Source organism: Methylocystis sp. (assembly GCF_050246715.1).
GTDB lineage: Bacteria > Pseudomonadota > Alphaproteobacteria > Rhizobiales > Beijerinckiaceae > Methylocystis.
On the sequence record NZ_JBFWVN010000003.1, the window covers coordinates 21,911 to 36,427 of the forward strand.

Annotated in this window: 16 protein-coding genes; 9 read left to right on the forward strand and 7 right to left on the reverse strand. The window is 62.9% G+C overall.

Features of this window, described 5'->3' with window-relative positions:
• Positions 1–20: 20 nt before the first annotated feature.
• On the forward strand, positions 21–1,571 hold the full coding sequence (locus AB7I51_RS02500) for a serine hydrolase (protein ID WP_428402711.1): 1,551 nt from the start codon (positions 21–23) through the stop codon (positions 1,569–1,571).
• A 99-nt stretch (positions 1,572–1,670) separates the two neighbouring features.
• On the opposite strand, the gene AB7I51_RS02505 is transcribed toward AB7I51_RS02500, so the two are convergent.
• The 4 genes from AB7I51_RS02505 to AB7I51_RS02520 all read right to left on the reverse strand — a co-directional run bounded on the left by AB7I51_RS02505 (position 1,671) and on the right by AB7I51_RS02520 (position 4,269).
• On the reverse strand, positions 1,671–2,138 hold the full coding sequence (locus AB7I51_RS02505; RefSeq protein ID WP_428402710.1) for a hypothetical protein: 468 nt from the start codon (positions 2,136–2,138) through the stop codon (positions 1,671–1,673).
• Between the two features lie 34 nt (positions 2,139–2,172).
• Positions 2,173–2,880, reverse strand: a complete 708-nt coding sequence (locus tag AB7I51_RS02510) for a uroporphyrinogen-III synthase (protein ID WP_428402709.1) — start codon at positions 2,878–2,880, stop codon at positions 2,173–2,175.
• Entirely contained in the window at positions 2,877–3,806 is a 930-nt protein-coding gene (hemC, locus tag AB7I51_RS02515) for a hydroxymethylbilane synthase (protein ID WP_428402708.1), read from the reverse strand. Before hemC ends, AB7I51_RS02510 begins: the two co-directional genes overlap by 4 nt.
• A 169-nt stretch (positions 3,807–3,975) precedes the next feature.
• Entirely contained in the window at positions 3,976–4,269 is a 294-nt protein-coding gene (locus AB7I51_RS02520) for a hypothetical protein (protein ID WP_428402707.1), read from the reverse strand.
• Positions 4,270–4,699: 430 nt separating this feature from the next.
• Here AB7I51_RS02520 and tsaD point away from each other — a divergent pair, with 430 nt between their 5' ends.
• The 3 genes from tsaD to AB7I51_RS02535 are packed head-to-tail and all read left to right on the forward strand — an operon-like array spanning position 4,700 to position 7,315.
• A complete protein-coding gene (gene tsaD, locus AB7I51_RS02525; RefSeq protein ID WP_428402706.1) occupies positions 4,700–5,764 on the forward strand; it encodes a tRNA (adenosine(37)-N6)-threonylcarbamoyltransferase complex transferase subunit TsaD in 1,065 nt (354 codons plus the stop codon).
• 13 nt (positions 5,765–5,777) lie between these two features.
• Positions 5,778–6,329: a phospholipase D-like domain-containing protein gene (locus AB7I51_RS02530; protein WP_428402705.1), complete on the forward strand. Its 552-nt coding sequence runs from the start codon at positions 5,778–5,780 to the stop codon at positions 6,327–6,329.
• Entirely contained in the window at positions 6,326–7,315 is a 990-nt protein-coding gene (locus AB7I51_RS02535) for an NAD(P)H-dependent glycerol-3-phosphate dehydrogenase (protein ID WP_428402704.1), read from the forward strand. Before AB7I51_RS02530 ends, AB7I51_RS02535 begins: the two co-directional genes overlap by 4 nt.
• Before the next feature lie 29 nt (positions 7,316–7,344).
• On the opposite strand, the gene AB7I51_RS02540 is transcribed toward AB7I51_RS02535, so the two are convergent.
• The 3 genes from AB7I51_RS02540 to AB7I51_RS02550 all read right to left on the reverse strand — a co-directional run bounded on the left by AB7I51_RS02540 (position 7,345) and on the right by AB7I51_RS02550 (position 11,561).
• Positions 7,345–9,219 (reverse strand): CHASE3 domain-containing protein, encoded by a 1,875-nt coding sequence (locus tag AB7I51_RS02540; RefSeq protein ID WP_428402703.1) that lies wholly within the window; start codon positions 9,217–9,219, stop codon positions 7,345–7,347.
• Between the two features lie 61 nt (positions 9,220–9,280).
• Positions 9,281–11,113 (reverse strand): dihydroxy-acid dehydratase, encoded by a 1,833-nt coding sequence (gene ilvD, locus AB7I51_RS02545; RefSeq protein ID WP_428402702.1) that lies wholly within the window; start codon positions 11,111–11,113, stop codon positions 9,281–9,283.
• Positions 11,114–11,303: 190 nt separating this feature from the next.
• The gene (locus AB7I51_RS02550; protein ID WP_428402701.1) at positions 11,304–11,561 is read right to left on the reverse strand and encodes an acyl carrier protein; all 258 of its coding nucleotides are present in this window, start codon (positions 11,559–11,561) and stop codon (positions 11,304–11,306) included.
• A 229-nt stretch (positions 11,562–11,790) separates the two neighbouring features.
• Here AB7I51_RS02550 and AB7I51_RS02555 point away from each other — a divergent pair, with 229 nt between their 5' ends.
• From AB7I51_RS02555 to moaD, 5 genes are all read left to right on the forward strand, one after another.
• On the forward strand, positions 11,791–12,543 hold the full coding sequence (locus AB7I51_RS02555) for a tetratricopeptide repeat protein (protein WP_428402700.1): 753 nt from the start codon (positions 11,791–11,793) through the stop codon (positions 12,541–12,543).
• A gap of 18 nt (positions 12,544–12,561) precedes the next feature.
• Positions 12,562–13,170 carry a malonic semialdehyde reductase gene (locus tag AB7I51_RS02560; RefSeq protein WP_428402699.1) on the forward strand — a complete coding sequence of 203 codons (609 nt, stop codon included), beginning with the start codon at positions 12,562–12,564 and terminating at the stop codon, positions 13,168–13,170.
• Between the two features lie 11 nt (positions 13,171–13,181).
• Positions 13,182–13,571 carry a DoxX family protein gene (locus tag AB7I51_RS02565; RefSeq protein ID WP_428402698.1) on the forward strand — a complete coding sequence of 130 codons (390 nt, stop codon included), beginning with the start codon at positions 13,182–13,184 and terminating at the stop codon, positions 13,569–13,571.
• 89 nt (positions 13,572–13,660) lie between these two features.
• Entirely contained in the window at positions 13,661–14,269 is a 609-nt protein-coding gene (gene pgsA / locus AB7I51_RS02570) for a CDP-diacylglycerol--glycerol-3-phosphate 3-phosphatidyltransferase (protein ID WP_428402697.1), read from the forward strand.
• The gene (moaD, locus tag AB7I51_RS02575) at positions 14,266–14,517 is read left to right on the forward strand and encodes a molybdopterin converting factor subunit 1 (protein WP_428402696.1); all 252 of its coding nucleotides are present in this window, start codon (positions 14,266–14,268) and stop codon (positions 14,515–14,517) included. Before pgsA ends, moaD begins: the two co-directional genes overlap by 4 nt.

Here is a 14,517-nt window from a genome sequence, read left to right on the forward strand (position 1 = left end):
GGCGTGAGCGGAGACCCAGTATGTCCTTCACCAGACGATCCGCGCTGCTCGCATCGGGACTTGGGTTGTTAAGCCCTGGGGCCTTCGCCAAGGCGAAACCTGCATCATCCCCCGTCCGCCAACCGACTGAGAAACATCTCAGCGCACTCAACGCGCTCATCGTCGACGTCATGAAAAAGACCGGCGTCCCGGGAATGTCTGTCGCCGTCGTCGCGCCGGACCTCGTGCTCTACTTGAAGGGATTTGGTGTTCGCCGAACGGACGCGGCCGATCGCGTCGACCCCGACACGGTCTTTCAGCTCGCTTCGCTGTCGAAGCCGCTTTCCACCACTGTCGTCGCGGGACTTGTCGGCGATGGCGTCGTCTCGTGGGATCAGCCGATCGTGCGGAGCTTGGCGGACTTCGCGATGAGCGACCCCTGGGTGACGCGCGACATCACGCTGCGCGACATGTTCTGCCATCGCAGCGGACTTCCGGACCATGCCGGCGATCTCGTCGAGGACATTGGCTACGGCCGCGACGAAATCATTCGCCGCTTGCGCTTCATCAAGCCGGACACGAGCTTTCGCACCCATTACGCCTATAACAACGTCGGATTTTCCGCTGCGGCGTTCGCGGCGGCGAATGCTGCAGGAAAGTCGTGGGAGGATATTTCCGAGGAACGTCTCTATAGGCCGCTCGGAATGGCGAGCGCCAGCTCGCGGCATGCCGATTTCGTTGCGCAGAAAAATCGCGTCTTCGGACATGTGCGCCGCAACGGCAAATGGGTGGTCGGCGAACAGCGAAATCCCGACCCGCAGGCGCCGGCTGGCGGCGCGTCGGCGTCGGCGCGCGACATGGCGACATGGGTGCGATTGCAGCTCGGACGCGGCGCCCTCGACAGCCGCGAAATCTTCAAGCCGGAGGCGCTCGCAGAAACGCATTTCCCCCATATCGCCACCGGTCCCGCCCATGAACCGATGCGCGCGCCGACCTTTTACGGCCTTGGCTGGGACATCGACTATGGCGGTCCCGCGCGCATGCGCTGGAGCCACTCCGGCGCATTTTCTCTTGGCGCATCGACATGCGTCTACGTCATGCCGGCCGAGCGATTTGGCATCGTCGTGTTGAGCAATTCCGCGCCGGTCGGCGCGCCGGAAACGATTTGCCGCAGCTTCCTCGATCTGGTCCTGACGGGAAAGATCGAACGGGACTGGCTCGCGCTTTTTGGAGAGGCCTTCGCGAAAATGGCGGCGCCGACCTACGGTTTGGACGCCGATTACGCAAAGCCGCTGGCCATCGCGCCGGCGCTTGGATCGCGCTCGACCTATGTCGGCGACTATCGCAACGCGCTTTACGGACCGATCGGAGTCGTCGAAACGGCGAAGGGGCTTTCGCTCAATCTCGGCCCGGCGCCGACCTCTTATCCACTGCATCATTATTCGGGCGACATTTTCACCTTCCAGCCGCCGGGAGAAAACGCCGCCGGCCTCAGTCCGGTGCGATTTTCCCGAAGCGGGGACGAGAAGGCGACGAGCGTCATCATCGACTATTTCAACGCCAACGGTCAGGGCGTGTTCGTACGCGGCTGACGCGATCGAATAGCGCGAATCATGCGAAGCAAGGGAGGCGCGACGCGTTCAAGGCGCCGTCGAGGCATTTTTGCCCGCGCTTTCGCGAGCGGTTGAAGCTTAATCGAGAGGCTTCCAATTGTCGGCGATGAAGCCGCGCGGGTCGACGGCGACAATCTGGCGCACGATCTGCGCTTTTGGTCCGACGCATTTCCATTCGTAGATCGTGTCGTGACCCGTCGCCGCCATCGGGATTATGTCCGAGCCGGGATTATCCTTGCAGAAGGCTGTGGCGCCCGGCAGGCTTTTCGAGGCGTTCGCCTTGCCGCAGACGAGATTCGCGCCGACATTGCAGAGCCAGGCCTTGCCGTCCATGCAGCGATAGCTCGTCCCGTTGCGAATGAAGGCGTTCGGCGTCTCTTTCGAAAAGCCGAACAGTTGGCGGGCTTGCAGAACCAGCGCGGCGGGAATGGGCTTCGCCTTGTCGTCGCTTCCGATCTTGGCGCAGCGCGCCCCGACGTCCTGCGCTTGAGCGAATGAGGCAAGAGCGATCAAGACGAGGAAAGAACACGGCGCAGATTGAAACATTGTTTTCTCCCTCATCTTCTTTGGGCGACGCGCCTTAACCGACTCGCCTTGCGAGCAGCTCCAGCAAATGTTCTTCGTCCGGTCGTTCGGCGACTTCGATATTTGGAATCTTCTCGCAAATAAGCGGCTGCGCGACGTCCTGCGACAGAGCGAAATGTAAGGCGGCGCGCGTCTTCTCCATAATCCCGGCGGCTTTAGCGAGCGCGACAAAAATCTCGGCGCTGCGGCGAGAATAATGGAGAACCGCGGCGATTTCGCCCGTGGCGATCGCATCGACCGCTTCCTGCGAGAGCGCTTTCGCCGCGCGCGCTTCGTAAACTTCCACGGCGGCGACCCGATGGCCCGCCGCGCTTAGACCCGCCTCCAGAACAGGCTGGCGGTCGCGCCCGGCGAGATAGAGGAAATGCGCCGGGCGCAGATAGCGCGCGAGCAGAAGCGGCAGGATCGCTTCGGCGTTTCCAGCGACGATGTCGGCGCCCCAGCCACGCGCACGCGCCACCTGCGCGGTTCTTTCGCCGACGGCATGGAGGGGCAGGGCCTTGAACATGTCTGCGCCTCGCGCGAGTTCGACGCCCTTGGCGCCCGACGCCAAAACTGCGTCATAGGCGCCTTGCGGCATTTGCGCGCCGGTAGCGGCGATTTCCAGCACAGGCGACTGCACGGGATCAAATTCGAGAGCGCGCAGCTTTTGCGCCGTGCGCGCGGCGTCATCGCGCGCGCGCAGCGCCAGAACGCGCCTCACATAAGCCCCGCGACGCCATGCGGCAGGCGCAGCAATATTTCCTTGCCGGCGTCGGCGCCGATGAGCGCCGCGTCAATGGCGCGCCCGCGGCGGCGCACGACATAGGCCTGCGCGCCGTCGGCTTTGAGCACCTCGCCGACAAAGGACAGTTCGGCGCCTTGAACCTGCGCATGGCCGGCGATCGGCGTGCGGCAGGAGCCGTCAAGCGCGGTAAGGAAAGCGCGCTCGGCGGCGAGCGCAAAGCCGGTCGCCTCGTCGAACAAAGGCGCCAGCAGATCGCGCGTCGACTTGTCTCCCGCGCGCCGCGTGACTCCGATCGCGCCCTGTCCGCATGCCGGCGGAAACTCGTCCAGCGGAAGCAACGCCGTCGCGCGCTCAGCGAGACCGAGGCGTTTCAATCCGGCGACGGCGAGGAGCGTCGCGTCGATCTCGCCATTCTCGACTTTGCTGAGACGCGTCTCGACATTGCCGCGAAGCAGCGTCGTTTGGATGTCGGGTCGTCGACGCTTCACCTGGGCGGCGCGACGCAACGAAGCGGTTCCGACCAGCGCGCCGGCGGGAAGTTCGTCGAGCGCCAAGCCGCCGCGCGAAATCCAGGCGTCGCGCGCGTCTTCTCTCGGCAGATAGCCGGCGATGACGATTTCGCTTGGCAGATGAGTGGGCAGGTCCTTCGAGGAATGCACCGCTAGATCGATCGCGCCCGCGATAAGCGCCGAATCGAGTTCCTTGGTGAAAAGTCCCTTGCCCCCGGATTCAGACAGCGGCCGGTCCTGGATCTGGTCGCCGGTCGTGCGGATGATCTCGATCGGAAAATCCGTTTCGCCTGCGTGATGCGCGCCCATCAGCGCCGCGCGCACCATTTTGGTCTGCGCGAGAGCGAGCGGACTGCCGCGCGTTCCGATGCGAAGGGAAAAGGGAGATGTCATGATCCGCCGGCTCTTGTCGCGCGCGACTATAGGCGGGCGCGCGTGAAGGGCAAGCGGAGGAAATGCGGTGACCGCGCTCGTCAAAAAAGCGAGCGCCCGCTCGTTTAAGCGGACGCTCCTTTTAGCTCCGCGAGCCCACTGTTACGCGGCTCGCGGACGGCTAAAGCTATCACCACCATCCGAACAAGCCGGCTCCGAGCAGGCCCGTGCCCGCGCCGAGCAACCCGCCGCCATATCCCCAATAACCTGGGTTGGAGTAGCCATAGTAGCCGGGATAATTCACGCCATACCAGTTTGAGCCGTACCAGCCGCACCTCGGCCGGTAGCAACCGACATAGCGCGCGGGACGAGAATAGCCCCAATAGGTCGGCCGGGCATAACCCCAATAGCCAGACCTGCAGGCGCTCCTGTAGCAGTGCTTGTGCCAGCCATAATGGGCGCGACAGTAACGCGCGTCCGCCATAGTCGTTGAGCCGATCACGGCGGCCATCGCAATACCAGACGTTAACGCTAATGCTTTAATCTTGTTCGACGCCATTTTCACCTCCATAGGTGTAGACCGGAGACAACCTCAAGCGGGACCTTGATTATCTATTCGCCGTCACCGCAATATACTCAGCTTAAGATATAGTCGCCGTTGTGGAAGCAACGATCTTTCGTGCCAACTTGTATTCGTCTGGAACGTGTCAAGTGGCCAGAGCGCCAAGCCCAAAAAATATTTTGGCAAGCTTTAGCGTTACAACATAAGATACAAAATTCACAAGCAACCTGCCATAATTGCTCTAAACCATTCGCCAATCGCAATTTTCTAAACTTCTGGTCACACAACGGTATAAGCTTCAAGAGCCGTCGATCAAGAATCGGCGCGACGATTCCTGCGCCGGGGAGTGCGCATGCGTGTTTTGGGCATTGAAACCACTTGCGACGAGACCGCGGTCGCGGTCGTGTCGGAGCGCCTCGGCGAAGAGGGCGGAGCTATCCTTTCCAATGAAGTGCTGAGCCAAATCGCCCGTCACGCGGCCTATGGCGGCGTTGTGCCGGAGATCGCGGCGCGCGCCCATATCGACGTGCTCGACCGATTGATCAGGCGAGCGCTGGAGCGCGCCGCGACCGAGGCGAAGGACCTCGACGCGATCGCCGCGGCGGCCGGTCCGGGATTGATCGGCGGCGTTCTCGTCGGGCTCACGGCTGGCAAGGCCCTGGCGCTCGCGCTCGGCAAACCTTTCATCGCCATCAATCATTTGGAGGCGCATGCGCTGACGGCGCGGCTGACCGACAGGCTCGATTTTCCCTTTATGGCGCTTCTGATCTCCGGGGGACATACGCAGCTCGTCGCCGTCAAGGGCGTCGGCGACTATCGGCGGCTGGGGTCCACGGTCGACGACGCCGCCGGCGAGGCCTTCGACAAGGTCGCCAAAATGCTCGAGCTCCCCTATCCGGGAGGTCCGCAAATTGAAAAGCTGGCGCTTGAGGGCGACGCGCAGCGTTTCGACTTCCCACGCCCCATGCTTGGCCGGGCAGGGGCGGATTTTTCGCTCTCGGGCCTGAAAACCGCGGTGCGGCAGGAAATCCTCAAGCTGCAAACGCCGAGCGACAAGGATGTGAGGGATCTCGCGGCCTCCTTTCAGGCCGCGATCGTCGACGTGATCGTGGACAGGGTGCGCTCGGGCGTTCGGCTCTTCACTCAAACTGAGGGGCGGGCGCCGCAGGGTCTTGTCATCGGGGGCGGAGTCGCCGCCAACGGCGCCATCCGCCGCGCGCTGGTGCGACTTTGCGCTGAAAGCGGCCTGCGGTTCATCTCGCCGCCGGCGACGCTCTGCGCCGACAATGGCGCGATCATCGCCTGGGCGGGGCTCGAGCGCTTGAAGCGCGGACTGACCGACGAGTTGGACTTTGCGCCGCGTCCACGCTGGCCGCTTGACGCCGAGCCAAGCCGATCGCATCACGGCAAGGCCTGAGGCGCGCCGCGCGATGCGATTTCTTTTCCTGGCGGCGCTTGTGGCCATGACGCTCGCGCCGGCGCCGCAACCAGCCGGACTCCTCGCCGAAGAGCCGACCTTCGCAGGCGTGCGCGTGCTTTATGGACCCGGCGAGGGCTTCGGTTCGGTCGATGCGCGTCTCATCGGCGAGGCGCGCCGCTCGATCGATATGGCGGCCTATGTCTTGACCGACCGCTCTCTGCTGACGGCGCTCGGCCGCGCCGCTATGCGCGGCGTCAAGGTGCGCATCTATCTGGACGGCGAGGAAATGGGCCGCGGCGCTTCAGCGATCGAGGAAATTGCCGACGCGCCCAACATCGAGGTCCGCCGTAAGGGCCGATCGCGCGATCTGATGCATCTTAAGTCCTATCAAGTGGACGGCCGCGTCTTGCGCAGCGGCTCGGCGAATTTCTCCGTCTCTGGCGAAATCTATCAGGACAATGACCTCGTCGTGATCGACAGCCCGCAAATGGCGGCGCGGTTTCGCGAAACCTTCGAGAGGCTGTGGTCGCGTTCGGACAACCAGCGGATTGGCTTCAGATGATGCGTGCGCCGGTCGTAGTCCTCGGGGCGGGCGCATGGGGCGTCGCGCTGGCCAATGTCGCCGCCCACGACCGCGCGGAGGTTTTTTTGTGGGCGCATGATCCGCAGACGGCGCAAGCGCTTGCGCGCGACCGCGAGAACAAGCGCCGACTGCCGGGCCTGAAGCTCGCCGCCGCCGTCGCGCCGACGGCCGATATATCGATTTTGCGCGAAGCGGAAATCGTTCTCGCCGTCACGCCCGCCCAAACGATACGCATGACCGCGCGCGCCGCGCGGCCATATCTGCGCGAGGGCGCCGCCTTCGTGATTTGCGCCAAGGGCATTGAACGCGAAGGCCGCAAATTCTTGAGCGAAGTTGCGCGGGAAGAACTGCCCCAGGCCGACATCGCCGTGCTCTCGGGACCGAGTTTCGCGGCGGACGTCTGTCGAGGGCTGCCGACGGCGGTCACTCTCGCGGCGCATGACGAGCAACTGGCGCGACGCCTTTGCGAAGAGCTTTCAACGAAGACGTTTCGGCTTTATCGCTCGACCGACGTGCGCGGCGTCGAAATTGGCGGCTCAGCGAAAAATGTTCTCGCCATCGCCGCTGGCCTGAGCCATGGCCGCGGGCTCGGCGCGAGCGCGCAGGCGGCGCTTATCGCGCGCGGATTCGCCGAGCTGATGCGACTCGGGCGCGCGATCGGCGCGCGACAGGAGACGCTGATGGGTCTTTCTGGACTGGGCGACCTCGTGCTCACCTGCGGATCGGCGCAGTCGCGCAATTTTGCGCTGGGCGAGGCGCTGGGGAAGGGAGAGTCGGTAAAAGACGCCGCACATGGCAAGCTCGCGGAGGGCGCTTTTACGGCGCGCGTATTAGTTGAAATGGCGCGCGCCCATGACGTCGAACTGCCGATCTCCGAAGCGGTCGACGCCATTCTTTCTGGCCGTCTGAGCGTCGACGGCGCTATTGAAGCGCTCCTGATGCGTCCGCTCAAAGCGGAAGACTGATCGAAAACCTCGCGGGCGGCCAAGCTTTCCTATTTCGAATCCAGGATTTCACGCATCTTCACGGCGAGCTGTTCCAACGTGAACGGCTTCGTGAGCATATTGACTCCTGCGTCGAGAACGCCGTTGTGCACGATCGCGTTGCGCGTGTAGCCAGTAACGAAAAGAATGCGGAGACTGTGCCGTCGAAACACCGCTTCCCGCGCAAGACGGGCGCCATTCATGTCCGGCATGACAACGTCGGTAAGCATCAGGGCGATGTCGGCGCGTTTGCGGATGATGTCGATCGCCGCGCGTCCATTCTCGGCCTCCAAGACAGAATATCCCAATTCTCGCACGCCCTGCGCGGTAACGTGGCGCGCCGCATCATCGTCCTCGACGATAAGCACCAGCTCTTCCGGCTTGCCGAGCGGCAGATTGATAGGCTGTGGCGGCCGCGCCGTGTTCGGGGCGGGCGTTTCGACGTTATTGAAGCGCGGCAGATAAAGCTTGATGCAAGTTCCACGTCCAGGTTCGGAATAGATTTTGATGTGACCGCCGGACTGTTTGACGAAACCATGGACCTGTGAGAGTCCCAGTCCCGTGCCTTGGCCCACAGGCTTCGTCGTGAAGAACGGATCGAACGCTTGTTCCACGACCTCCGGCTGCATGCCCTGTCCCGTGTCGGTGACGGCGATCATGACATATTGGCCGGGCTTTGCGTCGGTGTTTTCGACGGCGTAGCCGTCGTCGAGATAACAATTCGCCGTCTCGATCGTCAGTTTGCCGCCGTTGGGCATCGCGTCGCGCGCATTGACGGCGAGATTGATGAGAGCGCTTTCCAATTCGTGCTGATCGATTTTCGTCGTCCAAAGCCCGCCAGCAAGGACGGTTTCGAGTTTGATGTTATCGCCAAGCGCGCGGCGCACCATGTCGGAGATGTTGGAGACGAACCGATTGGGGTCTAGCGGTTGCGGCGACAAGGGCTGACGTCGCGAAAACGCCAGCAGCCTTCGAACCATGGCGGTGGCGCGATCGGCGCCGTTCATCGCCGAATCGATCAATTGCGCACAATCTCTGTCAACGCCAGAAAGCTTCCGCTTCAACAGATGGAGACTTGCAACGATGATGCCCAACATATTGTTGAAGTCGTGCGCGATGCCGCCGGTCAGGTGACCGATCGCTTCGAGCTTGTACGCCTGCCGCAACTGCGACTCGAGCGCTTCGCGACGCGTCGTTTCTGAGATCAATTGGTCGTAAGCGGACTTTAGCGAGTCGCGCGACGTCTGCAGCGCGTGCATCTGCCTTTGCGCATTAAGAAGAGCAAATGCGCCAAGCGCGAGAATGATGCCTCCCAAGGCCCAAATGGCCGCGTCGAACTGCCCGCCGGCGGCCTGGACCTCGCGCTCGCGCACATCAAGCAAGTCTTCCTCAGCTTCACCCATTGTTTCGATAATGACGTGGAGCCGGCCCATCAGCGCCTTTCCGCGTTCGGACTTGACGAGCTGAATGGCCTTGTCGACATGCCTCGCGCGCACGTCGGCGATCGCCTCATCGATGATCGCAAGTCTTTCGCCAAGCAGCGGCCGCAGTTCCGCGATCGCCTTGAGCTGCTTTGGATTGTCTCTGACGCGCTCTGAAAGTCGGTCAAGAACAGCATTTATATTGCGCGCCGCGTCGCCGCATGCGTCGAGAAAGTGTTCGTCCTGGGTGATGATAAAACCGCGTTGACCGCTTTCGGCGGCCTGCAGCAATCCATAAAGCTGATAGAGATCGCTTTGCACCCAGATCGTGTGGCGCAACCATGCGGATGCCGCGCGGCGCTGGAATTCGGCGTGCACAGCCATATAGCCGGCAAGCGCCAGCACGGCGAATCCCAAAACGACGCCAAGAAGTCCTGAAGCGACGAATTTACGTGACGGCGACATGTTGTTCTGGCGGCGGGATGAAGGCGCGTCAGTTTACGACGCGCATATGATTTGCGAAAGGTCAGGGCACTTGTCGCACCGCGCCCTTCGCAGCGCTCGTCGTCATTGAAGCATAGGCGCGCAGCGCTGTCGTAATTTTTCGCGGGCGGCTTTTGGCCGGCGCGAAGCCCTTGGCCGCCTGCTCGGCGCGTCGCGCCGCCAGTTCATCTTCATTGACGGCGAGCGTGATCTTGCGCGACGGGATGTCGATTTCGATTCGGTCGCCGTCTCGCACCAAAGCAATCACGCCGCCTTCCGCGGCTTCGGGCGACACATGGCCAATGGAAAGCCCTGCCGTGCCGCCGGAAAATCGCCCGTCGGTCACCAACGCGCAAGCCTTGCCAAGCCCCTTCGACTTCAGATAGCTCGTCGGATAGAGCATCTCCTGCATGCCCGGTCCGCCGCGTGGGCCTTCGTAACGAATGACGACGACATCGCCAGCCTTTACGTCGCCCGTAAGAATGCCGGATACGGCGGCGTCCTGGCTTTCATAGACCTTGGCGGGCCCGGAGAACTTCAGAATCGAATCGTCGACGCCGGCCGTTTTCACGATACTCCCGTCGAGCGCGAGATTGCCGGTGAGCACGGCGAGGCCGCCGTCCTTGGAGAAGGCGTGCGCCACATCGCGGATCGCGCCCTTTTCACGATCGTCGTCAAGCGCCTTGTATCGCCGTTCCTGGCTGAAAGCGACTTGCGTCGGAACGCCGCCGGGCGCGGCGCGGAAGAATGTGCGCGCGGTCTCGCTTTGCGTCACCGCGATGTCCCAGTGCGCCACGGCGTCGCTGATCGAAGGGCTGTGCACCGTCGGCAGATCGCCGTGCAAAAGCCCAGCGCGCAACAGTTCTCCGAGGATGGCGATGACGCCGCCGGCGCGATGCACGTCTTCGAGATGAACGTCGGGCGCCGAGGGCGCGACCTTGCAGAGCACCGGCACGCGTCGCGACAGACGGTCGATGTCGGCCATGGTGAAATCGACCTCGGCCTCATGCGCCGCCGCGAGCAGATGCAGCACGGTGTTTGTCGAACCACCCATGGCGATATCGAGCGTGATGGCGTTCTCGAAGGCTTCGAATGTCGCGATCGAACGCGGCAGCACGCTTTCGTCGTCTTGCTCATAATAGCGCCGCGCCAGATCGACGATGAGATGGCCCGCTTCGACAAACAGGCGTCGGCGATCGGCATGCGTCGCAAGAGTCGATCCGTTGCCGGGCAGCGACAGGCCCAGAGCCTCGGTGAGACAATTCATGCTGTTTGCCGTGAACATGCCCGAGCATGATCCGCAAGTCGGACAGGCTGAGCGCTCGATTGTCGCGACGTCCGCCTCGCTGACTGTATCGTCGGCGCCGGCGATGATCGCGTCGACGAGATCCAGCGCATGTTCCTTGCCGGCGAGCACGACCTTCCCGGCCTCCATCGGACCGCCGGAAACGAACACTGTCGGAATGTTGAGACGCAGCGCCGCCATCAGCATGCCCGGCGTGATCTTGTCGCAATTGGAGATGCAGACCAGCGCGTCGGCGCAATGCGCATTGACCATATATTCAACGCTGTCGGCGATGAGGTCGCGCGAGGGCAGGGAGTAGAGCATCCCGTCATGGCCCATGGCGATTCCATCATCGATCGCGATGGTGTTGAACTCTTTCGCGACGCCGCCCGCCTTTTCGATCTCGGCGGCGACAAGCTGGCCGAGATCCTTCAGATGGACATGGCCCGGCACGAACTGCGTAAAGGAATTGGCGACCGCGATGATCGGCTTGCCGAAGTCTTCCTCCTTCATGCCCGTCGCGCGCCATAGGCCGCGCGCGCCGGCCATGTTGCGGCCGTGGGTCGTCGTGCGTGAACGATAAGGAGGCATCGCATTCTCGTCGTCGCGAAAGTTCGTCGTTCGAACCTTTCCAAAGACGACGACTAGCGCAGCGAGGGAAATGCCGCAACTCTGAGTGGTGCCAAACCGCCGCGACCTTCAAGGCGCCCGACTTGACGCCTCGCGGTCATCGCAAACGCGCAACGAGAGAGTCGACTGTCGCTCCGCGCTCTTAAGATGCCTAGGCGGCGCGGCGCTCGGTCGAAGCCAACAGCTGGTTGACGCAATCGCCAACGGCGTTGATCGAAGCGAAGCTTTGCCGACGCAGCATAGCGACCGGAAATTCTACGTCGAAGGCTTCCTCAAGCGCGAGCATCGTGCGGATGGCGGCGAATGGCGTCAGTCCTGCGCCATAAAGATCGTCGAAGTCCGACAATTGCGCCACCGGCATATGTAGACGGCCATGCTCTTGCAACAGACGGCGTATGGTATTCATCATCGGTTCCAACTCCAGGAGCTCCACGGCCTAACGCGGGGCTGCAGCGATGTTGGCGCGATAAGCGCGGGTGGTTCCTAACATTCGTGAGGAAAGGATTCGCGCGCCTCGCCTGAACGGGGGATGAATTGGCTGCAATCGCGGCGAGTCTTGGCTTAAAAATGGTTAATGCAATACGCTGCGGCGCGTCTCACTGTGGCCGTTTCTCTTTAATTGCGCTATGTTAGCCCCGATGCGAATTCTGCGCTTTCTTCCCTTGATGGCGGGCCTTTTAGCAGCCTTGCCGGCGCCGCAGGCGCCCGCTGAGGTCTTAGGACCGCCGTCGATCGAATCGTTCGGACAGGATGGCGAAAATTTCCTGTTCATTCCCGGCATAGGAAGAATTCCGCTGCCGCCCGGGAGCCGCGCGCTTGGTCCGGGTCAGGGAGGCGGCGAATGGGCGCCCCAGCGGCAGACGCCCGCCGCAGGACCGCCGCCGCAGCCGAAAAATCCTGTCGAGCGGCGCGCGGAAGAGATGGAGCGGCTTTATCTGCGCCTGGAGCAGGCTGAGGATGAGCGCGAGGCGACAGGCGTCGCCGCGGCGATCGTCAGCCGCTGGTCGCGCTCGGAGTCGGACACAACCAATTTGCTCGCGACGCGCGCCGTTGCGGCGGACGCCGCCGGCGCGCCATCGCTCGCGCTGCGCCTCATCGATTATGTCGTCGCGCTCTCGCCCCAATGGTCCGAAGGCTATGCGCTGCGGGCGAAAATGCGGGCGGCGCATGGCGACGACAACGGCGCCATCGCTGACCTCGAGACTGCCGCGACGCTCGAGCCGAAACGTTTCGACGCGCTCGCCGCTCTCGGCGCGCTGAAGGAAAAGTCCGGCGACAAGAAGGGCGCGCTCGCCGCCTATCGAAAATCTCTCGCAATCTCGCCCCTGCAGGAATCGATCCGAAAAATCGAGGAGCGCCTGCACATTGAAGTCGAAGGGCGCGACATCTGACGCTGCGCAGGGGGTGGGATGACGACCGGAATTCAGGCCGCAGGTTCGATTGCGCCCGAAGCGTTGGAACAGCTCTTTACGCGCGCGCGGACCCACAATGGCTGGCTGGACAAGGAGGTGCCCGACAGCCTGCTCGAACGGGCCCTAGCCTATGCCAAATGGGGTCCGACGAGCGCCAATTGCTCGCCGATGCGCGTCGTCTTCGTGCGCTCGGCCGAGGCGAAAGCTCGGCTCGCGCCGGCGCTGTCGGACGCCAACCGTCCGAAAACCATGGCCGCGCCGGCTACCGCGATCATCGCCTATGATCTTGATTTTCCCGATAGTCTGCCGCGCCTTTATCCGGCGACGGACGCGCGCGCCTGGTTCGTTGGCAACGAGATTTTGATCGAAGAGACGGCCTTTCGAAACGGCTCGCTGCAGGGCGCCTATCTCTTGCTCGCGCTTCGCGCGGTGGGTCTCGATTGCGGACCGATGAGCGGTTTCGACAGGGCGAAGGTCGACGCGGAATTCTTCCAAGGAACGCGGATAAAATCGAATTTCTTGATCAACATCGGCTATGGTGATCCGGCAAAGCTTTATCCTCGCGGCCCGCGGCTCGACTTCGAGGAAATCGCCAGCATTCTCTAGGAGGCCACCCGATGACCCTGCGCATTATTCCGCAACGCTTCGCCCCGCACGCGCAGGGCCTGTTGCGCATCGCCGCCGCCCTGCTGTTTCTGCAGCACGGAACGGCCAAACTCTTCGGCGTTCCGCATGTCGCGATGTTTGACGGGCTGAAATTGATCTCGCTGCTGGGCGCGGCGGGCGTGATCGAACTTATCGGCGGCATATTGATACTGCTCGGCCTCTTTACCCGGCCTGTCGCCTTTATTCTTTCTGGCCAAATGGCGGTGGCCTATTTCCTGTTTCACGCCGGGAAGGCGTTCTGGCCCACCCTCAACGGCGGAGAGCTCGCCGCGCTCTATTGCTTCGTTTTTCTGTTCTTCGCGGCGGCGGGACCGGGCGCTTTCGCGCTCGACCGAGAGTGAGGCGCGACCGCCGCAACCAGAGCGCGGATGCGAAAGTACCGGCGCTCTGTCTATTGACTTTGTGCGCCGGGAACATATTCCCTTGCGCTATGTCCGAGACGGCTGTCACCGCAAAGCGTCGTTCCCAAGCGCTGGCGCTGCCTAATCTGCTTACCTATGGCCGCGTCGTCGCCGTGCCGGTGGTCGCGGGTCTGCTCCTCGGCTTTACCGAACATTGGGCGCGATGGACGGCGCTCGGGATTTTCATCGCCGCCGCCGTGACCGATTTTCTAGACGGCTATTTCGCCAGAATCTGGCAGCAGCATTCGCGCCTTGGTCGGATGCTTGATCCGATCGCCGACAAGCTGCTCGTCGCGACGACGCTGATGGCGCTCGTCGCCGACCAAACGGTGGCCGGCTGGACGATCTGGGCGGCGATCATCATCCTGTGCCGCGAAATACTGGTGTCGGGACTGCGGGAACATCTGGCCGAGCTCAAGGTTAGGCTGCCGGTCTCGGCCATCGCCAAGTGGAAAACGACGGCGCAACTCGTGGCGCTGGGGTTCCTGATCGCCGGCTCGGCGGGCGAAGTCGTCCTTCCCGGCACGGTCAAGATCGGCGCGACGCTGCTGTGGGCGGCGGCGATCCTGACGCTTTACACCGGCTTCGACTATCTGCAGTCGGCATGGGACCATTTCGGGGAAGACGGGCCGGGATGAGGGCTTTGTATTTCGCTTGGGTGCGCGAGCGCATCGGTCTGGCGGAAGAGGAGATCGCGCCGCCGGGCGAAGTGGTCACGGTCCGTCAGCTGATCGATTGGCTGTCGGCGCGCGGCGAAGGCTATGCGGCCGCTTTCGCCAATCCGGCGACGATCCGCGCCGCGGTCGACAAAACCCATGCGACGCCGGACGCGCCGATCGGCGCCGCCCGGGAAATCGCCTTCTTCCCGCCGATGACGGGAGGTTGA